Raw genomic sequence first — 26,386 nt, forward strand, 5'->3', positions numbered from 1 at the left:
GTGCTTACGCACACACAGGTCTTAGTTAGTTATATTTTTTATAGGGGATTATTTTGCTTTGATGTATAGATCTTTTGAGTAGATCTTATCTTCAGCGTTACCTTCTGGGTAACCACCAAGCTGAGGTGATACTAGACGTGTTGTAACATACTGATAGATAGGAGCAATTGGCATATCTTTCGCTAGCAATTTCTCTGCATCGATGTATAGCTGAGTACGCTCTTCTTCAGAAGTAGAGTGTAGGGCTTTATCGATGATCTTATCGTATTCTGCACTCTTATAGTGCTGACCCGCCGTTGTGTTTTGACTAACCATTAGTGTTAGGAATGAGGACGCTTCGTTGTAGTCACCACACCAACCAGCACGTGCAACGTCAAAGTTACCTGTGTCTTTGCTGTCCAGGTAAGACTTCCACTCTTGGTTTTCAAGCTTCGCGTTGATGCCTAGCTCTTTCTTCCACATAGAGGCGATTGCAACAGCAATCTTCTTGTGGTTTTCAGATGTGTTGTAAAGTAGGTTGAACTCTAGAGGGTTGCTCTTCGTGTAACCTGCTTCTTCAAGAAGACGCTTCGCTTCAGCGATACGCTCTTTCTGAGAAAGTTGACCATACTCAGGAGTTACAGGGTCGAAGCCTGCAGTGATCTCTGGCGTTAGGAAATAAGCTGGTTTTTGACCTTGGCCAAGGATAGCTTTAGTAACGATATCTCGGTCCATTGCATAAGACATTGCTTTACGTACGCGAACGTCGTTAAACGGTGCTTTTTGTGCATTGAACTGATAGTAGTAAGTACATAGGTTACCCTTGATGTTTACATCTTGTGGGTACTCTTTTTGTAGACGACGGAAGTGCTCGTTAGGTACTTCGTATGTGAAATCTAGTTCGCCAGAAAGGAAACGGTTCATTTCAGCAACTTGGTTCTCGATAGGCAAGAACGTTACTTTATTAAGAACAGTATGGTCGTTATCCCAGTAGTTGTCGTTACGTACAAGCTCTAGACGCTCGTTAACTACCCATTTGTTAGGAACAAACGCACCGTTACCAACGAAGTTCTCTGGCTTAGTCCACTGGTCACCGAATTTTTCTACCGTCGCTTGGTGAACTGGCTTAACCGTTGTGTGACCCATCATCATGACGAAGTAAGGTACTGCTGTATCTAGCGTCACTTCTAGCGTGTAGTCATCTACTGCTTTAACACCTAGCTCGCTCTTGTCTTTCTTGCCAGCAACGATGTCTTTAGCGTTTGCCATCTTGGTGTATTCCATGTACCAAGCGTATGGAGATGCTGTTGCTGGATCAACTGCGCGTTGGAAGCTGTATACGAAGTCGTTTGCCGTTACAGGATCGCCGTTAGACCATTTTGCGTCTTTGCGTAGGTGGAAAGTGAAAGTTTGGTTGTCTGCCGTTTCCCAAGTTTCGGCAACACCTGGGATAGTCTTACCATTTGCATCTTGGTTCACTAGGCCTTCAAGAAGGTCACGAATTACGTGTGACTCTGGAACACCTTGAGATTTGTGTGGATCGAGTGTTGCTACCTCGGTACCGTTACCACGAACAAGCTCTTGTTTCTCTGCTAGTTTAGTGCCCGCTGGTACATCTGCGGCAAGAGTAGAAAAAGAAGTGGCAGCCACTGCCATGCCAGCACCTAGAAGAAGGGCTTGCGTGATTTTATTCTTATACATGCATTTAACTCCAAGTTTTAATTTTGCATCCATGACTTCTTCGTAAGATTGCTAGAACGGACAGCATTTTAGATTTATTTAGCTCACTTTTTGAGCATTTAATTCTAAATCCATACAAAGATTGCGGTTCACATTACCAACCTTCGAACTAATTTGCCATATTTTTGTAGCAAAAATGGCATAATTCTCCTACAACAGGTAAAAATCAGATGAATATACTGCAATGTGAAGGTAAATTGACAACTTCTCTCTGCTCAGAGAAATATAGCTAGAAATTAATATTGATAGTTCTATTTATTAACGATTATTCAGCACATTATGCCAACCATCTAGCATCAAGTTTAACAATTCGTTTTCATTCTACCCTTGCTGTAGAATTATCAAATGTCAAAAAAAACCTAAATGTGAACATAATCACATACAAGTGAATGATGTACAGAAACCCTAGGATAGAGATCACAAAAAGACCCGACCTCTGACTACCAGGAGGTCGGGGAAACTGATGTTTTCACGCGGCTCAAGCGTGAGTTCAGATAAGGAGATGTGTCACTAGCAAACTTGATTGCTACTGCTTGATTGCTGCTTGCCTGTTCCAACATCATCATTGTTCCGCGCTTTCGGTAGAAATTGAATTCCCCAATGAGGTGACATTACTCTCATCATCAATGGACATGTTTGCCTCCGAAATAGACCGTCAATGGATCGATATTACTATCAGCGGGAACCGTTGATGCCGCCTCAAGAAAAAGAGAAAACAACTCAGATTGGGAAGATATCTTTAGTTTGTTATGAATCCGCTTTCGATACACTTTGACGGTTTCGGTGCTGACTTCTAACAATGGAGCAATCGCTTTGGTTGAATAGCCTTGCAGAACCAGTTGCGTCACTTGGCATTCCCTTTCACTTAAGAAGTCTTTCCCAAAATTACTAAAAATGTCATTGAGCTGATGCCCAATCGTTCTCTCTTCTGGACTACCCAACTCAAAATGTTTACGAATGGCTGATTTAAGCATGTCAAAGTACAAATTCAGACGTCGCTTCTCATCACAATCAACACTCTGTTTATTTCTCAGCCCAGCAGAAAGCACCAAAGTGAACCCTTCGGTACAAGTAACAATCAAGCCTATTTCTTGCTGTAAGCCAGTCTTCTTGTATATCTGATGGTAATAATCACTGCTATAAAACTCATCTGGGGCGATTTCATCCAGTTTATACACCCCCTCTCTCACGCCTCTGCGGATCAGTTGGTAAAACGGATCCAAAACTAACGCCCCCATAAATTCTTTATCTCTGCTCTGTTCGGCAAAGAAGTTGGTATCGTTATAGATGACCACTGGAGCTTTATCTTCGCTAAAGCCCATAACCACTAGACTTTCATAGTCAACAATGTTGGTGATGAGCTGAGACAGTTTTTCCAAAAAGCTCTGCTCACCGATTGCTTCAATAAGAGGAGGATAGCGATGGCTAAACTCCATCCACCCGTCCATAATAACTGACATAGACACTCCTTATCACGTATCGCTCCCTGATGAAATACCACGTCAGGGGCACGAGCTCAAATCCACCAATTCAACATCTCAAACGATGACCCAATGACCTATTCGATTTGTCAAACTTGCGACTATTTTTGGGCATTATTTAGTACACGATGGCAAATATTCTTGATGATAAAAAGTAAAATACCTGCGTTTTGATGAAGACCATCACAGATTGAACCGAGTTAGAACATAGACCCCTTAAGTCACTTCGAACACGTAACCCCATCAGGGTACATACCCAAAAGGAAAGCGATCACATACTGTTTACATTTAATCAACACAAATGGAGTTGCATAATGAAAGGACAGATGATGAACGTCCCTCTCACCATCACTGAAATCATGCGTCACGCCGACCGCGTCAATGGCGATACCGAGATAGTCTCGGTGACCTACGACAACCCTAGGCACCGCTATACCTTGTCGGACGCCTTTTCACGAACTCGACAATTGGCGAATGCACTCAAATCACTGGGATTAAAAAAAGGTCAGCGCGTCGCTACGCTTGCATGGAATGACTACCGACATCTTGAGTTGTACTACGCCATCTCTTGTTCTGGGGGAGTATTACACACCGTCAATCCTAGACTCTTTGAACAACAAATTGAGTACATCATCAATCATGCAGAAGACACCATAGTGTTCTTTGACCCCATCTTCACACCTCTTATTGAAAAACTGCAAAGCAAACTCTCTACCGTTAACCACTTCATCGCACTAACGGATCACGCTCACTTACCTGAATCTCAAATCCAAAACCTATTGGACTACGAAAGTTTTATCGCAGACCGAAGCACTGTATTTACTTGGCCCGAGCTAGAAGAAGATGACGCCAGTTCTTTATGCTATACCTCGGGGACAACAGGCCATCCCAAAGGCGTGCTTTACTCACACCGGTCGACAGTCCTTCACTCATTAGGCAGTGCTCTACCTGATGCGTTTGGGCTTTCCATCGATGAGTGCGTAATGCCTATCGTACCTATGTTTCATGTTAACGGATGGGGTCTGGCGTACAGTGCCCCGATGACTGGGACTAAACTCGTGATGCCCGGTCCCAAAATGGCAGATGGAGCTACATTGACTGAGCTTATCAACAATGAAGGCGTGACCATGACAGCGGGTGTGCCTGTTGTGTGGCTGATGTTGTTGGAGCATTTAAAACAATCAGAGCTTCAAGTACCAAGTCTCAAGCGAATCGTCGTCGGTGGCTCTGCTTGTCCTGAAGTATTAATAAGGGAGTTCGATGAATTATTTAATGTCTCGATGCACCATGCTTGGGGTATGACCGAAATGAGCCCCCTTGGTACCTTCAATAAACTCAAGCCAAAGCTACGTTCACTTGCTGATGAACAAAAGATGGGGTACCAGCTTAAACAAGGTCGCATTGTGTTTGGCGTAGATATGCGAATAGAAGATTGGCAAGGCAATCAGGTGCCGTGGGATGGTCACCAATTTGGTTCGGTCAAAGTACGAGGCCCGTGGATTGCATCAGGGTATTACAAGCAAGGAGAAAGTGTTGATAGCAACGGCTACTTTGATACCGGAGACGTAGCCAGCATTGATCCTGATGGTTACATGCAAATCACCGATCGTTCAAAAGATGTTATTAAGTCAGGAGGCGAATGGATTAGCTCAATTGAACTGGAGAATATCGCCGTAGGGCACCCTGATATCAAGGAAGCTGCAGTGATCGGTGTTTCGCACAACAAGTGGGGTGAACGCCCGCTGCTTATTGCAGTCACTAATGATGTGACTGTGACGGAATCAGAGCTCTTGGCTCACTTCGATGGTAAAGTTGCGAAGTTCTGTATCCCCGACGCCGTTGAGTTTATTAACGAACTTCCTCACACCGCCACTGGCAAACTCAGTAAAAAAGATCTGCGAGATCACTTTAAAGACTATGTTCTCGGTTGATCGTCACTTTGAGTTAAACGATAACACGCCAATAGATAGCGCTCCCCTCTAAATCTCTCCGCCTTCAATATGTGTTCGATAAACAGATATTGAAGGCAGTAATAATTTACACAATAAGCACAGTTGTAACATTTTTGTAACCCATAAGGGTACTACTGTAATTCATCAATAGCACTCATGATTAACATATCATTAACAACCCTAATCTAGGATGGATAGGAGATAACTATGTTAAAACACTTTGTGAGCCCCGCTAGGACTATCGACTCCAAAGCCCTGATCATTGCAGCCATGATGCTGGTAATGTTCGCCCCAAATGCCTTTAACTTTCTACCTTTTATGTTAGGTGGTGCGGCCGAAGTGATGTCTTTAAATGACGCACAAATCGAAAGTATTGCCATGTATGAATTATTAGCCACCGCCCTTTCATCACTTCTCTTTTCGTTGCTACTCATTCGTCGTACTAATTGGCGCTATATTGGATACCTTGCTGCACTTGCATTGATTGTGGGCAACTATTTAAGTATGACGGCACAAGATTTTGACAGTTTTATCTTAAGTCGCCTCATTGCAGGTAGTGGTCAGGGTATTGGTTACTCACTAGGTCTTGTCGGAATGAGTGTGACCCGTCACCCTGGTCGGAATTTTGGCTATATGATTGCAGCTCTGAATGTATGGCTGATCACGTGGTTTATCCTCATTCCAGAGTTAATGGCTACCTATGGTTTGAATGCGCTATATCAATTCTTCATGTTCGCATCCGCTCTTTGTCTAGTGGCATTTTGGTTCTACCCAGATAATGGCCGTCTCGACAAAGATCTTGAGATATCAGAGGGTAGTCAGAGCAAGGTGGATAAGAAAACATTTGTCGTCCCGATGATATGGGTCGGCGGCGCGTTTCTTGTGTACAGTTTGAGTCTAGGAATTATTTACCCGTACATCGAAATTATTGGCGATGATATGCAAGCTTCCACTGAAGATGTTGGGTTGGTGTTAGCGGTTGGTTCAGTAATGGCAGTTGTTGGTGGTATTTTGACGGCTGTAGTGGATAAAAAGTACAGTCATACCACGATAATTGTCTCGCTAAGTATCATCAATGCCGCAGTCTGCTTTGGTATGGCTAGCACCAATGACACCACCTCTTTCCTCGGTTTTTCAGCATTTTATATCATGCTATGGAACATGATGTACGCACGTTACTACACCGCATTAGCCACCACCGATAAGTCAGGGTATTTCAGTTCCTACGGGCCAGAGATTGGTACAGTAGGTCTTGCACTTGGGCCAATTGTCGCCCAGTCAGCTACGGCAACTGGTGACTTTCAAGGACAAGTCGGTGTCGGTGCTATCTGCATTGTCGTCGCCACCGTGATGGTGTTCATTGGCCTTGGAAAATCCAAACTCATAGAACGCTCTTTAGCGACGTCAACTGATTCAAGTCATCAGAAAGCATAAACGAAAGGAGCCGATATCTTATCGGCTCCTTTACTTTTTCTATCGATTATTTATCAGCCGGGAACACCACACCGGTTTGCAATCGTACTTCGGTAATTATTCTCGAAATATCCAATGAACGCTGCACCGCATGCGGATCCATTTCTTGCGCAGTGATCATAGAAGCAAACGCCTCAGCTTCATACATCATGCTGTTCTCTACTTGTGGAAGCGACACGCTGGTGATTTCACCGCTTCTTTCTCGCTTTTCAAAGCCTAGACACTCAGAAAAGTGAGTGAGTAGTAAGCTCGCTTCTTCACCTTGAATCTCGCTCGCCGCGTAACTGTTACTCACCTTTGAATGCTCCAGCGTCACATCAAAGTCCGAATAACTTAGCAATACACTGCCATGCGCATCAACGCCCGACTCCAGTAAATGCCCAGACGCCTGAATCTTGTTTGGGGCGCCAAACAACTCAACCGCTGCCGCAACGGAATAAAAACCAATATCCATAATAGAGCCGTTAGAAAACTCAGGATTGAACGTATTTGGATTTTCGCCGTCAAGGTATCTTTGGTAACGTGAGGAATATTGGCAATAGGTCAAATGAACCTTATGTAGGCGACCTAATTCCTTCGTGGCTTTTTTTAACTCAATAAAGTTAGGTAAGTACGCCGTTTTGAAGGCTTCCATTAGGACAACGCCATTCTCTTTGGCAACCTCAAACATCTGCTCAACTTCTTTAATATTCGAAGCTAACGGCTTTTCACAAATCACGTGTTTGCCCGCGCGCATAAGTTGAATCGCTTGTTGGCAGTGCAGACTGTTAGGAGAAGCAATATATACTGCATCAATGTCTGTCGATATTCCAAGCTCATCTAAACTATCAAAAAACAACGTCGCTCCAAGAGGCTCACCAAAACGCTTTGCTGTTTCTAACGCTCTAGAATAAACGCCACGCACGATGAATTTTTCACTTTCTAGTGCCGCCTGAGCAAACTTCTCACTAATCCAATTGGTTCCTACTATCGCAAGCTTAATCATGATACATCCTTATGATTTTAGTTTGCTGCTAGGGTACTCCTTCAGCTTGATAAACATCAAATGAAATCGTCAATATTGATAGGCCATCACGATTCGTCGCTTCACCTTATTCGATCTCTTCCACTATCAGTTTGGACGGGCACTGCCCAAAGTGCTTGCGAAACGCTAAGGTAAAATTAGAAGGGTGATGATAGCCCGCTTCGTATGCAGCTTCGGATATGGATAGCCCACCCTGTTCAATAGACTGCTTAGCGCGCTCCAGTTTGCGCGCTCTCACATAACTTATGACCGTCATGCCAATCTGATTCTTGAATTTTCTTTGTAACTTAGAAACACTCATTGCCATCGAGCGAGCGAGTTCTTCCAAACCTAGATCCTGATCTAAATTGTACTCAATGTGTTTAATCAACTGCGCCACACTATCTGGCCGTTTCTGTTGTGACAAGTTGGAGATTGGTAAACGCTGCTCAATTTCATCCGTGACGATTTTAACCAACTGCAATGTCGCAATATCTCTTGAGATCGTGTCATTAAAGTTGCTGTTTTGTCTTGGTTCAATAAGACTACGAACTATCCGATCCAATTCTTCAGAATAATGAACGTCGATATGTGCCTTATGAGTATTGAGAAATTGATTCAGTGTACAAGACCCGCTCCCCAGCCTAGATTGCAACCACTGGTGAGAAAACAAGATGTTGATTTTCTTTAATGTCGATTGCTTGATGATATCTCTTCGAAAACTTGCTGGCTTCGTCAGATTAACCGCTATCGCTTGCGATTGATTCGTTACCGATAAATCAAAACAGAGGTCATCGTACCCAAAGCTGAGCCTCCCCTCGAGTAGCACAGTTACGATGAGAGCTGGCGTGGCGACAGAAACTACTTTGGTATTCATTAATTCTTCACTGATGCCTCCGTGAAGAACATACCCTTCCTCAATAGTAGAAGGGTGTGAGATAAACACCCCTCTAGCCAACTGCGAACGTCGGGAAGGTATCTCACTAACAATCGCCTCAAGGTCGTTGTCAGCGACTCTTTTTGTCATTACCACTTTCTTAAAAACACTATTGGCCAATTCCACTGCCATTCCTCTTTATAAAACTCATAACTGTTGGACGATTTCTCATAATTGTTTTTGCTATTCACGACCAAATTACAAACTTATCATAAATGCAAACTATTATCATTTACATCATTGGTTAATTTTATGAATGTTTGTCTACCCTCAAAGCCCTATCACGACTTATCTAAAACCAGCTTAGCGGTGGCTCTTGCTTTAGTGAGTGCCCAATCTTTAGCGGATACCGCTATCAATAACGAAAATACTCCACTTGAAGAAACCGTTGTGGTCTGGGGAGCAAAAGTCTCCAGTAGCTCGGAGTCAGTGTTTGCTGAAGATATGTCACTACGCCAGGCCGATCATATGTCCGACTTATTACGAGATATACCCGGTGTCGATGTTGGCGGTACGCACTCGGTAAACCAGCGGATTAATATTCGCGGATTTGGTGAAACTGATTTAGATATTCGTTTAGATGGCGCTTCGCAGCACGCGAATATGTTCCATCACATCGGTAACTTGACACTCAACCCTGACATCATCAAACAAGTAGACATTCAAGTTGGCAATAACTCTGTTACTCAAAGTGGCATCGGTGGCGCGGTTTATTTTGAAACGAAAGATGCACGGGATTTGCTTCGAGGTTCTGATCAGTTTGGCGCCCGTGTGTTTGGTGGCTATGCTGACAACAACAGTAAGCAAGGCTCGCTAACTCTTTATGGACTGATGTCAGAGAAAGTTGATTATATGGTATACGGCCACGGTGTAAGCCGTGGTAATTTTAAAGATGGTGATGGTAATCAAACTTATGGCTCCGAAGGTGATGTTTATAACATTCTGGGTAAACTAGGATTTGAACCCACTCACGAACACCGCTTTGAACTGGCTTATGACTACTATCGTGACAAAGGTGATTACAACCCTCGCCCTGATATGGGTGGAAACGCCAATATAGGGCTCACTCAGGACGATCTCATTCCGACAACTTATGACCGCAATACCATTACGCTTAATTACGAACTCAACAAAGAGAAACATATAGGTCGGGTAAATGCGTTTTACAGTAAAACCAAGATAGAGCGCGATGAGAGCGCCATCAGTGGGCGCTGGCCGGGCAACCGACATTCCAACAATAGCGCTGAAAACCGTAATCAGGGCTTCAACGCTAAAGTGCAATCTCAACTGCCTGTCTTTGGCTTCGACAACTCACTCACTTACGGTGTCGATTATGTCGACAAACAGTCAAAAAGTGCCTACGGTGGGGTCGAATTTATGGATGAAAGCGCTATTTCCAGCGCTGCATTCATCGAAGACAAGTTTTATGCTACAGATAGGTTTGCAGTAACGCTTGGAGGTCGTTACGACAACTATAAACGTGAAGCCACAACCAGCGACAAGACATTTTCTGACTTCACATGGGCTTTGGCAGCAGATTGGGAGTTTGTGGATGGATGGACATTATTTGCCAGTGGGCGAACACTCTTTAAAGGACCAGAACTATTAGAAACCTTTATTCGATATCAGGATGTGGCTTATTTGTCCGACGATATCAAACCAGAAACAGGTTACAACGCTCAAGGTGGACTCAAGTTCAATCGACATATCTCGGAACACTTTATTGGCGGTAACTTAACTCTATTTAATACTCGTATAGATGACTATATCGTCGCAGAAGGTAGTGGTCGCCCATATGTTTACAACATTTACAACAAAGGCGACGCCCAATACCGTGGCTTTGAGCTAAGCGGTACATACAGCTATCAAGCATTCCGCTCGAAAGCATCATACTCCAAGTCGGACAACAAAGATTTGACCAACGGTGGGCCCGTAGTCAACGCTGCAGGACGCAGTGCGGACATTGGGGATAGTATTGCCGTAACCTTGGAATATGATATTTTTGCCGTTGATACGCTGATTGGATGGACATCCATAGTGGTACTTGATGAAACGAACGTTCAGGATGGAGCGCCTATTAAGCAAGGTTACAATGTTCACAATTTCTACGCACAATGGGTTCCTAACCAAACGCCTGAGCTTTCGGTAACCTTTGGTATTGATAACATCTTTAATGAGCAGTACGTCTCTCATGCTTCACGATCTGGAACTGCAAGAGGATTTACGTTGGACGACTATGAGCCTGGACGCAACATTAAAATCTCAGCAGCATACGAGTTTTAAATCAATATAAGACGATCTGATAGAGAAAAGGCGCCATTTGGCGCCTTTACTTATAACTGTTTAACAGCAGTTTGAATTTGCTCAACTAGTTCTGCATTGCGCAGACTTCCCGCTTCCAAGTCAAAGTTGTCGTAGAAACTTGGCACTGAGACTGTGGCTTTAACATTGCCGCCAAAATAAGGTGCAGAGTTAACCGCAGCCGCAAGAACGTTACTTGCTCCGCCTGGGCCCGGTGAGGTAGCTAAATAAACCGCCGGAATGCCTTTAAACACTTCGCGTTCAATGCGCGTTGCCCAGTCAAACAGGTTTTTATAAGCCGCTGGATGATGGCCGTTATGTTCAGCAAAAGACACCACCAAAGCATCGGCTTGATGAATAGCCGCTAAGAATGCCTTTGCCCCTTCGGCTTGGCCAATTTCTTTCTCTTTATCTTCGCTAAACATTGGCACATCAAACTGGGTAAGATCGAGTACTTCAACGTCCGCGCCTTCGATCAGATTTGCAGCATAAGTAGCTAATGCTTTGTTTATAGAAGTGCTGCTCGTGCTGGCTCCGAATGCGATTACTTTCATGACAAGTTCCTTATTAGTGACAACGTTTTAAGAAGTTGTTTAAAGGTTAACCTATCCATCGTTTTCAACAAGCGAGTAAAACCAATCAAATCAATCGATTTTTTCGAACAAGATTAGATCGCGGCTTGTAGTTCGGTCCAAAGATCGTTCACTATGATTCTATCGGCTGGAGACAATTCAGATTTCGCTTCATCAATACTAGCCTGAATACGAGTTTTGAACTCAGCCAAATCCACTACCCCTTCTTCCTCACAAGAAGCCGCTGACAACGAAATGTGGCCGCGAAGATACCCACCAGCAAACAACTCATCTTCGGATGCGTCTTGGATGCGAGAATCAATGGTCTCTAGAAGTTTTTCTTCATATTCGATGATCATAGTTTAGGTTTTTCCTAGTTTACTCTAACGAACCGCAAATTGGTCACGGCTAAGTTCAGGGGTTTGATAAAACTGTCTTAGTGCTTGAGAAAGTGCCAATACCCGCTTAGGAATACCTTCGGAAAGTATTGCCATTACTTCGTCATGTACTTTACTCATAAACGCCACTCTATCTGGCTCAAAGTCGCCGCTTAGATTGTCACAACTTACGGTAAACGGGAACCCTGCACTGACGGATAAAATCCATTCATAAGCTTGAGGACGAATTTCTACTTTCTCAAATTCACTCTGCACTTCCTGAGTACGCCCATCTGGATGATACCAGTAGCCAAAATCTTCCAATAATCTTCTTTCAGGTCCCGCCACACACCAGTGTGCAATCTCATGTAAGCCTGAAGCGTAAAAACCTCGTGCAAAGACAATACGATGATATTCCGTTGTTTCGTCGGCAGGTAAATAGATAGGCTCTTCTCCACCAAGCTCTAGCTTAGTGTTGTATTCCTGATAGAAAGTTTGGTTAAAAATAGTAATTAAATCTTGGTACTGATGCTGCATAGTGACAGTTAAGCGAAAACAATTGGGGCGTATTGTCTATGGAATTTTGCTAGAGGTAAAGTCTTGAGGTGAAGGAACAAGTCGTATCATTAGTTTTATTAATCAGAAAAACGTTTCCTTTATATAATATTTCATTCGTCACAACGCCTTTATGCCACTACACTAGCGCATCTTTTATTTTCGAGTATCGTGTCATGTTGCTAAGTGTCTTATATATTATTGGGATTACCGCCGAAGCAATGACTGGCGCACTAAGCGCTGGCCGTCGCAATATGGACTGGTTTGGAGTTATGTTAGTAGCGAGTGCTACCGCTATTGGCGGTGGTACCGTTCGCGATATTCTGCTTGGCCATTACCCTCTTGGTTGGGTAAAACATCCTGAATTTCTCGCCATCACTTGTGTGGCAGGTGTTCTCACTACTGGGCTTGCCAAATGGATCATCAAGTTCAAAGGGGTGTTCATTCGTTTAGATGCTCTCGGTCTTGTTGTCTTCACCATCATTGGCACTAACGTCGGGCTTGGCATGGGATTACACCCGTTTATCTGTATCGTTTCCGGATTAGTAACCGGCGTTTTTGGTGGCTTGCTGCGTGACTTGATTTGTCGTCAGACACCTCTGGTATTACACCAAGAGCTTTACGCGTCGATCTCTGTCATCGCTGCTTGTTTGTACCTTGTTCTTCTGGAATACGGTGTGAGCACTTTGACCACAACGATAGTTACCTTAGTGATCGGTTATACCCTGCGCATGGCAGCGGTTCGGTTTAAATGGCGTTTGCCTTCTTTCCACCTTGATAGTGAAGAAGCCGTCCACTAAGCCCAATTCAACACCATTTTTTCTCTTAGCTGATATTTACAAAGTAAATATCAGCTATCTTCTCCGCTCTATCGCTCCTACTCTCTTCTGCTTTTATAGTAAGACTCATCCAAAGCAACCAACATTAAATGTTAGCTGCGCAGCAACGTTTGCTCGTGGCCGCACAATAGGTACTCAACTATGTTTAAGTCTAATTCTTTAAAAGCACTCGCGATCGTTATGGCTATATTCGCAACGGGATGCGCGTCTAATAAGGCTACGGATGGCGAGGAAGAGAATCGAAATGCAGCGCGTAATCGTGGTGCTATTGGTGGTGCGCTTATTGGCGTCACAGCAGGTGCTTTAACTGGTAGCCCTGAAGTCGCAGTAAAAGCAGGCACTATGGGTGCGGTTGCCGGTGGCGTATCGGGCTCTATGAAAGATACCGCAGAAGCGAGAGAAACCGAGCGTACTGAGATCCTTGCCGAAAGCTTGGACAAAGATACGCGCAGCGAATCAGAAAAACGTGTTGCCGAGCTTGAAGCAGAAATTCGAATTAAAGAACTTGAGCAGCAAATCGCAGAGATGGAGCAGCAAGAACAAGCCACGGATTCGGAAAATGACCAAACTACAACTAAACTAGAATCACAACAAGAGAGTGACAGATCCTAACTTATAGCGTTTGAAGAATAACAACAACGTCGGTTGGAAGCCCCTGCAACCTCATTCGAGGTGCGGGGCTTTTTTTCATCGTTTAGGAAATATCAGAATCAATCAGCGCCTTCACATACTTTCTTTTGTATCGTTGGCGGTGCCGGTTCATAGTGGCTAAGCGTCATACTAAATCGCCCTTCGCCACCCGTCAGTGCTTTGAGGCGTCTCGAGTAATCTTGTAGTTCGTTAATTGGCGACTTGGCTTCCAGTAACGTACTACCAAACGCCCCCTGTTCGCTGCCAACAATCAATCCACGATTGCCGGACAAGTCGCCAGATACATCACCTACTGACGCAGTCGGTATCTCAAGTGTTAAATCCACTATCGGCTCCAGTACTATTGGACCTGCCTCTTCAACCGCTTGCAAAAAGGCTTTCTTACCTGCGATAACAAAGGCAATTTCTTTTGAATCTACTGAATGGTATTTGCCATCAAAAACCGTCACTTCAATATCACGAATTGGGTTACCGGAAATAGCCCCTTCTTCAAGGGCCTGTTGAATGCCTTTCTCCACAGCAGGGATTAATGCCGTTGGAATGGCACCACCTACCACTTTATTGACAAACTTAAATCCTGCGCCTCTTGCTAGCGGTTTTACTTTTAGCTGAACCTCTCCAAACTGCCCAGCTCCGCCACTTTGTTTCTTGTGACGATATTGCGCTTCTGCTGGCTTAGTTATGGTCTCGAAATATTCAACGCTTGGCTGACTGGTTTCAACGTCCAACTTAAACACTTTAAGCATTTTTTCGAGCGCAATTTTGAGGTGGAATTCACCCTGTCCACTCAAGACCGTTTCATTGGTACGAGTGCGATGCTCAATTTTCAGTGTCGGATCTTCTGCGGCAATCTTAGCCAAAACATCAGAAAGCTTCTGCTCATCACCACGTTTTTTGGGGCGCAGGGCTAAGCTATACATGGATTCAGGGAAGTTTAGTGTTTTGAACGCCACTCCATCTTCATCATGGGAGTCATGAATGACCGAATCAAACTCCAGATCATCCACCTTAACAAGTACACATAAATCGCCGGCTTTAGCACTGCTAATTTCTTGTCGTTTTTTACCTTGCAGATTATACAAATGGCCCACTTTGAATGCCTTGCTGCTATCTCCAACAAACAACTGGCTACCTGTTGTGAGCTCCCCTTGGAAAACTCGGACATAAGCAAGTTTGCCCATGTATGGGTCTACATTTATTTTATAGACATGCGCGACCGTATGGTCACGTTTATCGCAGTCAATTGATACTCGTTTGCCATTTTTCTCTAATAAAGGCGGGTTACCTTCATCTGGCATTGGCATAATTTCTGCCAATGTACGAAGCAGAAGATCACAACCTGCCCCCGTATCGGATGATACGAAACATACTGGTATTACATGCCCAGTGCGCAAGGCTTCCTCAAATGGATCATGAAGCTGTTCTGGTGTTAATTCTGAGCCTTGTTCTAGGTATAGCTCCATCAAAGCTTCATCAACCTCCACTACTTGATCGATGAGCAGTTCATGGGCATCTTCAACTCCGCTAAACAAGGTCGCTTGTTCTGGATTAGGTTCGAAGTAACAGTCTATGACCTCTGCGGGCTTATCGGAAGGTAAGTTTATTGGCAAACATTGAGCGCCAAATCGTTGCTCAATGTCTTCTAAGAGCGCCACTAATTTATCGGTATGTTGGTCAATCTTATTCACCACGATCATTTGGCATTTTTTCTGCTCTTGAGCAAATTTGAAAAGGCGTTCTGACACTTGGTTAATTGGTAAACTGGCATCAAGAATCAATGCCGTCGTTTCAACAGCAGGAAAGATACTCAAAGTGCGGCCAAGCAGCTCAGCTTGTCCTGGAGTATCGATAATATTCATTTGGTGTTTTTGCCAAGAGAGCGTAACGGGAGTTGCTTCAACACTATGCTGGTAGTGTATGGATTGGTCATCAAAATCAGTGATGGTGTCACCATCTTCCACATGACCAAGATGTTGGCTGGAATGGGACTCAAAAAGCAGGCGTTCAATTAGGCTGGTTTTACCGGTTCCTGTTTGACCGACAAAGGCAATATTTCTGATTTCATGTTGAGACATAATGGACTCCTAAAATGATTGGAAACAAGCACAGTTGCATCGAGTCGGCGGTTTCCCGCCAGCTCGTCTTCCAAGTCATTTTTCGGATCCTTCTGTCCAATAAATGCACTCCTTTTCTCGATGAAGTTCTAGTGTGACCCTATACCCCTAAAATTATTGTGACTAATTTCATATCATTACTAATTTTGAGCATTTATTGTCCAAGACGTGATGAGGTACAAAAAAAGCCTCGCAGCGTTACTGCGAGGCTTCAAGTCTGTTGCTTATTCGAGCTAAATAACCGGTGTTTCTGTCGTTACACCGTGGTTTTGACCACGATGACGCAGTAAGTGATCAAGGAGAACAATCGCTAGCATCGCTTCCGCGATTGGCACAGCACGAATGCCCACGCAAGGATCGTGGCGACCTTTGGTAATTAACTGAGTTGGCTCACCAGTTCGAGTAATTGTGTCTCCCGGAACGGTAATACTTGATGTTGGTTTTAGAGCAATATTCGCAACGATATCTTGCCCGGTAGAAATACCACCTAAAATACCCCCAGCGTGGTTGCTTGAAAAGCCTTCAGGCGTTAAAGGGTCACGATGTTCGCTGCCTTTTTGGTTTACCACATCAAAGCCATCGCCAATCTCGACACCTTTAACGGCATTAATGCTCATCAATGCATGAGCGATATCGGCATCAAGACGATCAAAGATAGGCTCCCCAAGGCCAACTGGTACATTGGTTGCTACTACTTGCAGCTTAGCGCCAATGGAATCACCCTGTTTTTTTAGGTCACGAATCAGCTGATCAAATGCTTCGACTTTGTCCACGTCAGGGCAGAAGAACGCGTTGTTTTCGATTTCATTCCAATCGACCTTATCGATAGACACATCGCCCATTTGTGATAAGTAAGCACGAATTTCTACACCGAATTCTTGTTTAAGATATTTCTTTGCAATTGCACCAGCCGCAACACGCATTGCGGTTTCACGAGCTGATGAACGACCACCACCTCGGTAATCACGTACCCCGTATTTTTGGTGATAGGTATAGTCGGCATGACCGGGACGGAATTTATCTTTAATTTCTGAATAATCTTTAGAACGCTGATCGGTATTTTCAATCAGCAGGCCAATTGATGTACCCGTTGTTTGACCTTCAAATACCCCAGAGAGGATTTTTACTTCATCAGGTTCACGTCTCTGAGTGGTGTACTTTGAGGTACCTGGGCGGCGACGATCTAAGTCTACTTGCAGATCGGCTTCGGTAATTTCTAACCCTGGAGGACAACCATCAACGATACAACCCAATGCAATACCGTGACTTTCTCCAAATGTTGTTACACGAAAATGTTGTCCGATGCTATTTCCTGCCATTACTTCCTCTGTCTGTCAGAACAAGCTATATCCGAGCTTGTTCAATGCCTGTCTGTTCTTCGTGATTTCATAGTGACGACAAAGGCAGACGTTGTAAACCCCCAAACAAAAAAACGCCGCAATTCTCATTGCGGCGTCTTCAGTCATCTCGTTAACGATCAATCTTTATAGATTGCAAATTCCTCAGCGTGGGCAACAAGCTGCTCTCGCGTCAGCATAAATACGCCGTGACCGCCGTTCTCGAACTCAATCCAAGTAAATGGAATATGAGGGTACTGTTCCATCATGTGAACCATAGAGTTACCCACTTCACAAATAAGAATGCCGTTATCAGTTAAGTAGTCTGGTGCATTAGAAAGAATACGACGCACCAATTTCAATCCATCGGTCCCTGCCGCAAGACCAAGCTCCGGCTCATGAGTAAACTCTTCTGGTAAAGAATTCATATCTTCTTCATCCACATATGGTGGATTTGAGACAATCAGGTTGTATTTCTCTTTTGGCAGATCGCGGAACAAATCAGAGCGAATTGGGAACACTTGCTGCTCGAGGCCGTGGTCTTGAACGTTTTGTTCTGCAACTTCCAATGCATCTGTGGAGATATCAATCGCGTCTACTTCGGCATCAGGGAAAGCATGTGCACATGCAATCGCAATACAGCCACTGCCAGTGCAAAGGTCCATGATGCGTACTGGCTCTTCACTTAACCATGGCTGGAACTGCGCCTCAATTAATTCGCCAATTGGAGAACGCGGCACTAATACGCGCTCATCAACGAAGAACTCTAAACCACAGAACCACGCTTTGTTAGTCAAGTAAGCTGTTGGAGTGCGATCATTGATACGCTTAATAACACGCTCAACAACGCGAAGACGCTCACTACTTGTTAAGCGAGAGTTCAAAACATGCGGTGGCACATCGATAGGTAAGTACAGCGTTGGCAGAATCAGCTGAACCGCTTCATCCCAAGCATTGTCAGTGCCGTGGCCGTAAAAAAGACCCGCTGCGTTGAAGCGACTGACCGTCCAACGAATCAAATCTTGTAATGTGTGAAGCTCAGAAACGGCTTCTTCCACAAAAATCTTATCCAAAATTGCCTCCAAAAAGCGCTACAATACTGCTAATAACCTAATTTAATGAGTTGTTCCCATTAATGAGCCAGAAAGACGACAATACCGATGATGATTTCGGTCTATTCCGGGACGCAGTACAAGGCGTAAAAAAGTTGCGACAGGATACCATAGTCCAGCAGCCAAACCGAAATAAGAAACAAAAAGAAGCGAAAAGAACCAATAGAGAAGCGAAAGACGCAGAGTTTTACTTCTCGGACGAGTTTGTTCCGCACCTAAGCGATGAAGGTCCAACGCGCTATGCTCGCGATGATGTGTCTACGTATGAAGTAAAGAGGTTACGTCGTGGTGTCTATGTGCCTGATGTTTTCTTAGACATGCACGGCATGACACAACAAGAAGCAAAACGTGAATTAGGCGCAATGATTGCTCATTGCGTGAAAGAGAACATTCATTGTGCTTGCGTTATGCATGGCATCGGCAAGCACATTCTGAAACAAAAAGCGCCTCTTTGGTTGGCGCAGCATCCAGACGTAATGGCGTTTCACCAAGCACCACTCGAGTTTGGTGGTGATGGTGCTCTGTTGGTATTGCTTTCAATACCAGAAAAGTAACGTCCTAAGGGTGAATGTGCCAGAGCACTTCGCCCTGCCTTCTCTCCACATCATACTCAATACACACTAAGCCTGATGTTGGAAACATTGGTGCACTGATATCACCGACAAACTCGGCAGTTAGGTAACCAACCAACGGCAAGTGCGATACCAGCAAAATTGACTCTAGATTTTCTAACTCAGCAATAGCCGACACATACTCAACCACGTCTTCCGCTTGACCATAAGGCGTAATATCGTCAGAGGTCACCACGTCGTTACTACTAAACTCGCTACTAACTGCAGCCCAAGTTTGTTGTGCTCTCAGGTATGGGCTTACCAGCACTTTGTCGAATTCCGAGTAACCTTGCTGTTTGCAAGCTCTCGCAACGATTACCGAGCATTCTTTGCCGTGAGATGTCAGAGCTCGCTCTTCGTCGCTAGGTGCGTAATGGACAGCCTCGCCATGGCGCATTATAAAAACTTTCATATGTTTACCTGTTTCTACTGATGGTTAACTTCATCGTTCCATCGATACAGAGCTATACTTATTTAAAAAAATTAATTATATCAATTCACTTGCTAAAGGCTTCGACTTTCTTAACAATTTAATAAGTAGTCTAAAAATATTTGTAACTTTGTTTTTGCGTGTCTCTTATTTAACGTCATAATTATTTTACTTAAGTATTGGTAAACCCTGTTAGTACCAATAGTGAGACATTGCTTTTGTTGCCAGGTGCTTGGTTGAGCTGTCCAAGCTTCCGCTTAATCTGGAGAAGATAAGTGCATCTAAGTCCTAATGATAGTCGCTCCTATCGCTACCTTACTCTCAACAATGAGCTAAGAGTACTGCTTATTCAAGATATGCAGGCTCAAAAATCGGCTGCCGCTCTGGCCGTTAATGTCGGTCATTTTGACGATCCTGATGATCGTGAAGGGCTCGCTCATTACTTGGAGCATATGCTGTTTCTCGGCACAGACAAATACCCCAAAGTTGGTGAATTCCAGTCTTTTATTAGCCAACATGGTGGCTCAAATAATGCGTGGACAGGCACTGAGCACTCGTGCTTTTTCTTCGATATTTATCCAAACGCCTTTGAAAAAGGTCTCGACCGTTTCAGCCAGTTTTTTTCTGCCCCTCTTTTTAATGAGGAAGCGCTCGACAAAGAACGTCAAGCGGTAGATTCAGAGTACAAACTAAAGCTGAATGAAGATGGACGACGTTTGTATCAGGTCCAAAAAGAGACCATTAACCAAGCTCACCCATTTTCTAAATTTTCCGTCGGAAATATCGACACGCTGAGTGATCGAAATGGGCAAAGTATTCGCGAAGAAATTGTTCGTTTTCATAAAGAACAATACTCTGCTGACCTTATGACATTAGCACTCATAGGTCCTCATGAACTTGATGAGCTAGAGCAATGGGCTGCCGGCAAGTTTAGCGATGTGGGCAATAATCAATTACACGGAAAAGTAGTTGATGTCCCTTTTACGACGAAAGAACATACCGAAGTTCTAATTCAAGTAGAACCTATTAAAGAGATCCGCAAGCTGATTCTCTCTTTCCCATTACCTGCCACGAATCAGCATTACCACCAAAAGCCAATGTCATACTTCGCCAACTTACTCGGCTACGAAGGTCAAGGCAGCTTAATGCTTTATCTTAAAAACAAAGGGTGGATTACCTCGCTATCTGCTGGTGGTGGAGCGTCGGGCAGTAACTTTCGCGAATTCAGTGTCAGCGTCTCTTTAACACCTGTTGGCTTAGAGCATGTTGATGAGATCATCCAAGCCGTTTTCCAGTTTACCGCGCTAATAAAGTCTGACGGCATGGATGAATGGCGCTACGATGAAAAAAGGGCTGTTACCGAATCAGCGTTCCAATTTCAAGAACCTGCACGCCCATTAGATCTCGTTAGCCACCTTGTAATGAACATGCAAAACTATTTGCCAGAGGATATTGTCTACGGCGACTATAAAATGTCTGGTTATGATGAAGAGCTATTGAAGCAATATGGTTCCTATCTCACCACAGACAATTTGAAAGCAACCTTAGTCGCTAAAGAGCAACATTACGACCAACAAGCGAAGTGGTATTTTACGCCCTATTCAGTAACGCGTTTTACTGACGAACAGTTAGCATTCTTTAATCAGTTGCCTGCGTTTTCTGACCTTCCATTTGGATTGCCAGAGAAAAACCCATTTATTAACTACGATTTAAAGACCTACCCTGTTGAGTCCAATGGTGAGCACCCTGAGCTAATTGAAGACCTTGACGGCTTTAGGCTGTGGCACCTACAAGACGATAAATTCAACGTCCCAAAAGGCGTAGTGTTTATTGCTATCGATAGTCCTCATTCTGTCAATTCACCCAAGAACATTGTCAAGACTCGCTTATGTGTTGAAATGTTCCTCGACTCATTGTCTGAAGAGACTTACCCCGCTGAAGTGGCTGGTCTTGGATATGACATGTATGCACACCAAGGTGGTGTCACGCTGTCCATCTCTGGATTCAGTAAAAAACAGCCTCAACTACTGGAAATGATTCTTAAGCGATTCGCGTCTAGAGAGTTTAATCCTGCTCGGTTCGAAAGCATCAAATCTCAACTATTAAGAAGCTGGCGCAATACCGCCAAAGATCGTCCTATTTCACAGTTATTCAATGCGATGACTGGGATATTGCAACCAAACAACCCACCTTATCCGGTACTAATCGAAGCTCTTGAGTCTATCGAAGTAGACGAGCTACCGAACTTCGTTCAGTCTATTTTGTCCGAGCTGCATATTGAGATGTTTGTCTACGGTGATTGGCATCGCCAAGGCGCACTCGATATCGCCACTACTTTGAAAGATGCCCTTAGACTGAATAATCAAAAATACGAAGAAAGCCTACGTCCTTTGGTCATGCTTGGGGAGAATGGCAGTTTCCAAAAAGAAGTGTTCTGCGACCAAGATGACTCTGCCATCGTGGTTTACTATCAGTGTGAAGATATTGAACCAAGAAGCATTGCGCTGTATTCGTTGGCGAACCACCTGATGTCCGCCACCTTCTTTCATGAGATTCGTACCAAGCAGCAGCTCGGCTATATGGTTGGCACTGGTAATATGCCGCTTAACCGTCACCCTGGTATTGTATTGTATGTCCAATCGCCAAATGCGGCGCCCAACGATTTGATTCGCTCAATCGACGAGTTTCTTAACGCCTTCTACATGGTGTTACTAGAGCTTAATGATTACCAGTGGCACAGCAGTAAGAAAGGGCTTTGGAATCAAATCTCAACCCCTGATACCACATTACGAGGACGAGCTCAGCGACTCTGGATTGCTATTGGCAACAAAGACACAGAGTTCAACCAACGAGAGAAAGTACTAGCTGAACTTAAATCACTCACAAGGGCGGATATGATTCGCTTTGTTGTGAATGAGCTAAAACCCAGAACCGCCAATCGACTGATCATGCACAGCCAAGGTAAAGCGCATATTAACGCGCCACGCTTGGACCTAGGTTTCGAGATAGGCTCAATTGAAGAGTTTCAATTAAGGCCGAAGGATACGGATTTAGGATAATAAAAAACCCCTCATTTGAGGGGTTTTCTTTTTTAACGCTTATTTATAGAAGGTTTCGTCAAGTCCAGCTCGAGTTAACAAGCCGTCGCATGGCGCAAAGCGGTCACCGTATTTCTCAGCGTGCTGGTTCATCAACTCAACGACTTTCTTAATTCCAATCGTATCCATATAGCGGAAAGGACCACCTAAGAATGGTGGGAAACCAATACCGAAGATCGCACCAATGTCACCATCACGTGGACTGCGAATAATGCCTTCGTCCAAGCAGCGCACTGCTTCGTTCAACATAGGTAAAGCGCAGCGAATAGCGATATCTTTCTCAGACATCTTAGCTTCAGGTTTTAGCCCAAGAACACTGTACACCGAGCTGTCCACTGACTTCTTCTTACCTTTATAGGTATAGAAGCCTTTACCTGTTTTTCTGCCTTTACGACCATCGTTTAATAGTTTGTCGAAGACATCCGGACCTTGGAATCGCTCGCCTAGCTCAGCGACTAGAATTGGCATGATCTTGGCACCAATATCAACACCTACTTCATCTAACAGTGTGATAGGACCCACAGGGAAACCAAAGTCCAACAAAGCGTTATCAAGCGCTTCAATTGGCTCGTTTGATAGTAGAACGTTTGCCGCTTCATTCATGTAAGGCGCTAGAATACGGTTTACGTAGAAGCCTGCTTGGTCTTTAACAACAATCGGTGTTTTACCCTGCTTTCTGGCAAACTTAACCATAGTCGCGATAGTTTCATCCGATGTACCTTCATGCGGAATCACTTCCACCAACGGCATTTTATCGGCTGGACTAAAGTAATGCAGACCAACCACATTTTCTGGACGTTCCGCTTTTTCAGCAATCTGCGCGATAGGAATGGATGACGTATTGGTAGCAAAAATGGTTTCTGGTTTAGCGTTGCTCTCGACGTCATTCACCATCTGTTGTTTCAACGATAGATCTTCAAATACCGCTTCGACCACAACATCGGCCTTGGCAAAACCGGTAAAGTCTGTGCCGCCGGCCATTTGCAACATTTGCGCTTGTAGATCCGCTTTAGAGATAATGCGACGCTTACGCTTTTTCTCTAACAACTTAAAGTTGTAATTAAGCGCATTCACAATGCCTTCATTAGCAACATCTTTAATGCGAACTGGCACTTTCGCTTTGCATACGGTGACGTGAGTAATACCCGCCCCCATTAAGCCACCACCAAGTACCACAGCGTTGTCGACGGCTTTAGGCTGGGCGTCACTACCAAATTCTTTCTTCATCTCTGTGGTAGCGAAGAAAATAGAACGTAATGCTTTAGATTCTGAAGTCATCACTAATTCGCCAAAGCGTTTAGCTTCATTCTCCAGCCCTTTCTTCATGCCTTTTTCGAGACCATAGCGAATTACATCTAAAATGGCATCGGCCGCAGGATAGTTACCGCGTGTTTTTTCGTTGGTCTTCTTCGCTGCTTGGTCAAAGATAACTTTACGACCAAGACCGGTACCTGACATCAACACTTCTTTCTTGGTGAGCTTTTTCGCTTTGCGCTTTTTGCCCTTACCTAAGAAATCTTTCGCCACGTCCAACAAAATAGTGTGTGGCACACTCGCATCGACGACACCAAGTTTTTTCGCCTTTTTGGCGCGAAGTTGCTTACCCGTAAGAATAAGGTCAAGAGAAGGCAGTAGCCCAATAAGTCTCGGTAGTCGCTGTGTGCCACCTGAGCCAGGAAGCAAACCAAGCTGAACTTCTGGTAGTCCTAGCTTAGTAATATCCGCATCACTACATACACGATAATCACAAGCAAGTGCGAGTTCTAGACCACCGCCCAAGCAAGGACCGTGAATCGCAGCAACAACAGGGAATGGGAGATCGGAAAGCTGCTGAAACATCTCTTGCCCTTTTGCAGCTAACGCTTGTGCTTCTTCTGCAGATGTACATGCATCAAGCATTCTGACATCTGCTCCGGCAATAAAGTTATCCGATTTTAACGAGTGGACAATCAACCCTTTAAGTGCCGATTTTTTCTCTTCAAGCTCAGAAAAAACTTGTGCCATTTCATCGGCAAACGCAGCTTGAAGGGTATTCATTTTCTCACCTGGAACATCTATTCCAAGCCATGCAATGTTCTGCTCATCAACATTAAGATGAAAGGCTTTATGCTCGCTCATTATTCTACCTCCAGAATCATTGCCGCACCTAAACCACCAGCCGCACAAGCGGTGTTAAGCGCTAATCCACCACCGCGACGCTTAAGCTCGTTCAGTGTTTGCGTAATCATTCGTGCACCAGTGGCTGCGAATGGGTGGCCATAGGCAAGTGAACCACCAAGTACGTTGAATTTCTCCATATCGATTTCACCAATTGCACTCGAACGGCCAAGCTTCTCTTTAGCAAATGACTCACTTGCAAACATCTTGACGTTAGAAAGTGCTTGGGCAGCGAAGGCTTCATGCATGTCGATAAGCGTTAAATCTGACAGCGAGATTCCAGCACGATCTAGTGCCATAGGTGTCGCATAAGATGGCCCCATCAGCATATCTTCACGAACGCCAATAGCAGAGAACGCATAAGAGCGGATATAGCCTTTGATTTCTAAACCTAGCTCTTTAGCTCGACCTTCACGCATCAACATAATCGCTGCAGCGCCATCGGTCAGCGGCGTACTGTTAGCCGCAGTTACAGTGCCATATTGGCGATCGAATGCCGGACGAAGCTTACTATAGCTAGCAAGCTCTGAGTCATGACGGATGTTGTTGTCTTGCTCTAGGCTCTTTTTATATGGTTCAGGAAAGGCCGTCATTACCTCATCACGCACTTTGCCTTCTTTCCAAGCCTGCGACGCAAGGGAGTGAGAGCGATGTGCTAATTCATCTTGTTCAAGGCGAGTAATTCCATGAGATTTCGCCATTTGCTCAGCCGTTTGTCCCATAGATAAACCAGTCGAATACTCAGCGACCGCAGGTGGCACAGGCATAAGGTCCTTGAACGACAACTTCTTAAGAATGCTAAGTTTTTGGCCGACTGTTTTGGTTTTACTCAAAGCAAGTAGGTTCGCCGCCAGTTTTTTAGAAACCCCAATAGGTAAAACAGAAGATGAATCGGCGCCACCAGCAATCCCAACATCAATGGTGCCAGCCATAATACTTTCGCAAACATTGGCAGCGGCTTGGAAACTTGTCGCACAAGCTCTTGTCACACTATAAGCGTCAGTATGAATGTTCATACCAGTGCCAAGTACAATTTCTCGCGCGATGTTTGGGGCTTCTGGCATCTGAACAACCTGACCAAATACCACTTGGTCGATTAACTTAGGGTCGATATCGGTACGTGCCATCATTTCAGCAACGACCATCTTTCCTAGGTCAACAGCGGGTACTTGGCTAAATTCGGTGCTTTGGCGCGCAAAAGGTGTTCGCAAGCCTGCAACTACAGCGATACGTTCGCCGTTACGGGTGGTGAGATCGATTTTCCCCACTTCCTTACTGCTCATAATTTCTCCTTCCTAAGAGGTCTGACCACAGCATTGTAACGAAGATGTTAAGAATTTAAAACAGTCGTTTAATAAAACTTGATGGATTTATTGAATAACGTGATATGGTCGACCAAAATGGAATATGAGAATGACGCAAGCTAAGCGACAATAGGAATAGTGAAAACAAGAAGATAGATTCTACGAGCAAAAAAAAACCACACAGTAAATTGTGTGGTTGGAATCTATAAAGCAATTAACTTGCGCCAATTGAAAATAATCAGTTTCCTGATTAGGAGAAAGTAAAGTCAGCCTTCAAAAGGAAGTGTCATCTTGCTCAACATGTTAGTCCCGAAAGACCAACGAGATGACAAGGGTTAATATAACCGCTCCTCAGGTCTTAAT

The 26,386-nt window shown here is 44.4% G+C and carries 20 protein-coding genes; 7 read left to right on the plus strand and 13 right to left on the minus strand.

Annotated elements, in window-relative coordinates; genetic code table 11:
• Nucleotides 1-48: 48 nt before the first annotated feature.
• Complete coding sequence (locus tag HOP38_RS11665; RefSeq protein WP_038221884.1) at nt 49-1,680, minus strand: ABC transporter substrate-binding protein; 1,632 nt, start codon at nt 1,678-1,680, stop codon at nt 49-51.
• 662 nt (nt 1,681-2,342) lie between these two features.
• On the minus strand, nt 2,343-3,179 hold the full coding sequence (locus HOP38_RS11670) for a helix-turn-helix transcriptional regulator (RefSeq protein ID WP_006070020.1): 837 nt from the start codon (nt 3,177-3,179) through the stop codon (nt 2,343-2,345).
• Nucleotides 3,180-3,514: 335 nt separating this feature from the next.
• On the opposite strand from HOP38_RS11670, the gene HOP38_RS11675 reads away from it, so the two are divergent.
• Complete coding sequence (locus HOP38_RS11675) at nt 3,515-5,131, plus strand: long-chain-fatty-acid--CoA ligase (RefSeq protein WP_198558114.1); 1,617 nt, start codon at nt 3,515-3,517, stop codon at nt 5,129-5,131.
• A 228-nt stretch (nt 5,132-5,359) separates the two neighbouring features.
• Nucleotides 5,360-6,586, plus strand: a complete 1,227-nt coding sequence (locus HOP38_RS11680; RefSeq protein WP_124940088.1) for an MFS transporter — start codon at nt 5,360-5,362, stop codon at nt 6,584-6,586.
• Nucleotides 6,587-6,632: 46 nt separating this feature from the next.
• Here HOP38_RS11680 and HOP38_RS11685 read toward each other — a convergent pair whose 3' ends face one another.
• Complete coding sequence (locus HOP38_RS11685) at nt 6,633-7,610, minus strand: Gfo/Idh/MocA family protein (RefSeq protein WP_006070017.1); 978 nt, start codon at nt 7,608-7,610, stop codon at nt 6,633-6,635.
• A gap of 106 nt (nt 7,611-7,716) precedes the next feature.
• The gene (locus HOP38_RS11690) at nt 7,717-8,655 is read right to left on the minus strand and encodes a helix-turn-helix domain-containing protein (protein WP_198558115.1); all 939 of its coding nucleotides are present in this window, start codon (nt 8,653-8,655) and stop codon (nt 7,717-7,719) included.
• 162 nt (nt 8,656-8,817) lie between these two features.
• On the opposite strand from HOP38_RS11690, the gene HOP38_RS11695 reads away from it, so the two are divergent.
• Complete coding sequence (locus tag HOP38_RS11695) at nt 8,818-10,848, plus strand: TonB-dependent siderophore receptor (protein WP_006070015.1); 2,031 nt, start codon at nt 8,818-8,820, stop codon at nt 10,846-10,848.
• 50 nt (nt 10,849-10,898) lie between these two features.
• Here the strand turns inward: HOP38_RS11695 and HOP38_RS11700 are convergent, their stop codons facing one another.
• The 3 genes from HOP38_RS11700 to HOP38_RS11710 form a co-directional block, all read right to left on the minus strand.
• Nucleotides 10,899-11,420 carry an NADPH-dependent FMN reductase gene (locus tag HOP38_RS11700; protein ID WP_124940091.1) on the minus strand — a complete coding sequence of 174 codons (522 nt, stop codon included), beginning with the start codon at nt 11,418-11,420 and terminating at the stop codon, nt 10,899-10,901.
• Nucleotides 11,421-11,533: 113 nt separating this feature from the next.
• Nucleotides 11,534-11,797, minus strand: coding sequence for a YfcL family protein (locus tag HOP38_RS11705; protein WP_006070013.1), 264 nt, complete (start codon nt 11,795-11,797; stop codon nt 11,534-11,536).
• Nucleotides 11,798-11,821: 24 nt separating this feature from the next.
• Nucleotides 11,822-12,352, minus strand: coding sequence for an elongation factor P hydroxylase (locus HOP38_RS11710; RefSeq protein ID WP_198558116.1), 531 nt, complete (start codon nt 12,350-12,352; stop codon nt 11,822-11,824).
• A 194-nt stretch (nt 12,353-12,546) separates the two neighbouring features.
• On the opposite strand from HOP38_RS11710, the gene HOP38_RS11715 reads away from it, so the two are divergent.
• Nucleotides 12,547-13,170 carry a trimeric intracellular cation channel family protein gene (locus tag HOP38_RS11715; RefSeq protein ID WP_006070011.1) on the plus strand — a complete coding sequence of 208 codons (624 nt, stop codon included), beginning with the start codon at nt 12,547-12,549 and terminating at the stop codon, nt 13,168-13,170.
• Nucleotides 13,171-13,350: 180 nt separating this feature from the next.
• Nucleotides 13,351-13,821, plus strand: a complete 471-nt coding sequence (locus tag HOP38_RS11720; protein ID WP_006070010.1) for a hypothetical protein — start codon at nt 13,351-13,353, stop codon at nt 13,819-13,821.
• A gap of 98 nt (nt 13,822-13,919) precedes the next feature.
• Here HOP38_RS11720 and fusA read toward each other — a convergent pair whose 3' ends face one another.
• From fusA to prmB, 3 genes are all read right to left on the minus strand, one after another.
• Nucleotides 13,920-15,935 (minus strand): elongation factor G, encoded by a 2,016-nt coding sequence (gene fusA, locus HOP38_RS11725; RefSeq protein ID WP_006070009.1) that lies wholly within the window; start codon nt 15,933-15,935, stop codon nt 13,920-13,922.
• A 272-nt stretch (nt 15,936-16,207) separates the two neighbouring features.
• Nucleotides 16,208-17,293 (minus strand): chorismate synthase, encoded by a 1,086-nt coding sequence (gene aroC / locus HOP38_RS11730; RefSeq protein WP_006070008.1) that lies wholly within the window; start codon nt 17,291-17,293, stop codon nt 16,208-16,210.
• A gap of 158 nt (nt 17,294-17,451) precedes the next feature.
• Entirely contained in the window at nt 17,452-18,384 is a 933-nt protein-coding gene (gene prmB, locus HOP38_RS11735) for a 50S ribosomal protein L3 N(5)-glutamine methyltransferase (protein ID WP_006070007.1), read from the minus strand.
• 62 nt (nt 18,385-18,446) lie between these two features.
• Here prmB and smrB point away from each other — a divergent pair, with 62 nt between their 5' ends.
• Nucleotides 18,447-18,977: an endonuclease SmrB gene (smrB, locus tag HOP38_RS11740; RefSeq protein WP_031493271.1), complete on the plus strand. Its 531-nt coding sequence runs from the start codon at nt 18,447-18,449 to the stop codon at nt 18,975-18,977.
• 4 nt (nt 18,978-18,981) lie between these two features.
• On the opposite strand, the gene sixA is transcribed toward smrB, so the two are convergent.
• Nucleotides 18,982-19,446 (minus strand): phosphohistidine phosphatase SixA, encoded by a 465-nt coding sequence (gene sixA, locus HOP38_RS11745; RefSeq protein WP_198558117.1) that lies wholly within the window; start codon nt 19,444-19,446, stop codon nt 18,982-18,984.
• Between the two features lie 293 nt (nt 19,447-19,739).
• Between sixA and HOP38_RS11750 the strand changes: the two genes are divergently transcribed.
• Nucleotides 19,740-22,523 carry an insulinase family protein gene (locus tag HOP38_RS11750; protein WP_198558118.1) on the plus strand — a complete coding sequence of 928 codons (2,784 nt, stop codon included), beginning with the start codon at nt 19,740-19,742 and terminating at the stop codon, nt 22,521-22,523.
• A gap of 39 nt (nt 22,524-22,562) precedes the next feature.
• On the opposite strand, the gene fadJ is transcribed toward HOP38_RS11750, so the two are convergent.
• Entirely contained in the window at nt 22,563-24,680 is a 2,118-nt protein-coding gene (fadJ, locus tag HOP38_RS11755; protein ID WP_198558119.1) for a fatty acid oxidation complex subunit alpha FadJ, read from the minus strand.
• Nucleotides 24,680-26,002 carry an acetyl-CoA C-acyltransferase FadI gene (gene fadI / locus HOP38_RS11760; RefSeq protein WP_006070002.1) on the minus strand — a complete coding sequence of 441 codons (1,323 nt, stop codon included), beginning with the start codon at nt 26,000-26,002 and terminating at the stop codon, nt 24,680-24,682. Before fadI ends, fadJ begins: the two co-directional genes overlap by 1 nt.
• Nucleotides 26,003-26,386 lie beyond the last annotated feature (384 nt).

Source organism: Vibrio mediterranei (assembly GCF_013364395.1).
GTDB lineage: Bacteria > Pseudomonadota > Gammaproteobacteria > Enterobacterales > Vibrionaceae > Vibrio > Vibrio mediterranei.

Bases quoted from the DNA above. Each gene is read 5' to 3' on its own strand.
- HOP38_RS11695 (WP_006070015.1), top strand. From the start codon at position 8,818: ATGAATGTTTGTCTACCCTCAAAGCCCTATCACGACTTATCTAAAACC.
- smrB (WP_031493271.1), top strand. From the start codon at position 18,447: ATGAGCCAGAAAGACGACAATACCGATGATGATTTCGGTCTATTCCGG.
- HOP38_RS11720 (WP_006070010.1), top strand. From the start codon at position 13,351: ATGTTTAAGTCTAATTCTTTAAAAGCACTCGCGATCGTTATGGCTATA.
- HOP38_RS11705 (WP_006070013.1), bottom strand. From the start codon at position 11,797: ATGATCATCGAATATGAAGAAAAACTTCTAGAGACCATTGATTCTCGC.
- HOP38_RS11675 (WP_198558114.1), top strand. From the start codon at position 3,515: ATGAAAGGACAGATGATGAACGTCCCTCTCACCATCACTGAAATCATG.
- HOP38_RS11665 (WP_038221884.1), bottom strand. From the start codon at position 1,680: ATGTATAAGAATAAAATCACGCAAGCCCTTCTTCTAGGTGCTGGCATG.
- HOP38_RS11680 (WP_124940088.1), top strand. From the start codon at position 5,360: ATGTTAAAACACTTTGTGAGCCCCGCTAGGACTATCGACTCCAAAGCC.
- HOP38_RS11670 (WP_006070020.1), bottom strand. From the start codon at position 3,179: ATGTCAGTTATTATGGACGGGTGGATGGAGTTTAGCCATCGCTATCCT.
- fadI (WP_006070002.1), bottom strand. From the start codon at position 26,002: ATGAGCAGTAAGGAAGTGGGGAAAATCGATCTCACCACCCGTAACGGC.
- HOP38_RS11715 (WP_006070011.1), top strand. From the start codon at position 12,547: ATGTTGCTAAGTGTCTTATATATTATTGGGATTACCGCCGAAGCAATG.
- sixA (WP_198558117.1), bottom strand. From the start codon at position 19,446: ATGAAAGTTTTTATAATGCGCCATGGCGAGGCTGTCCATTACGCACCT.
- HOP38_RS11690 (WP_198558115.1), bottom strand. From the start codon at position 8,655: ATGACAAAAAGAGTCGCTGACAACGACCTTGAGGCGATTGTTAGTGAG.
- fadJ (WP_198558119.1), bottom strand. From the start codon at position 24,680: ATGAGCGAGCATAAAGCCTTTCATCTTAATGTTGATGAGCAGAACATT.
- aroC (WP_006070008.1), bottom strand. From the start codon at position 17,293: ATGGCAGGAAATAGCATCGGACAACATTTTCGTGTAACAACATTTGGA.
- HOP38_RS11710 (WP_198558116.1), bottom strand. From the start codon at position 12,352: ATGCAGCATCAGTACCAAGATTTAATTACTATTTTTAACCAAACTTTC.
- fusA (WP_006070009.1), bottom strand. From the start codon at position 15,935: ATGTCTCAACATGAAATCAGAAATATTGCCTTTGTCGGTCAAACAGGA.
- HOP38_RS11700 (WP_124940091.1), bottom strand. From the start codon at position 11,420: ATGAAAGTAATCGCATTCGGAGCCAGCACGAGCAGCACTTCTATAAAC.
- HOP38_RS11685 (WP_006070017.1), bottom strand. From the start codon at position 7,610: ATGATTAAGCTTGCGATAGTAGGAACCAATTGGATTAGTGAGAAGTTT.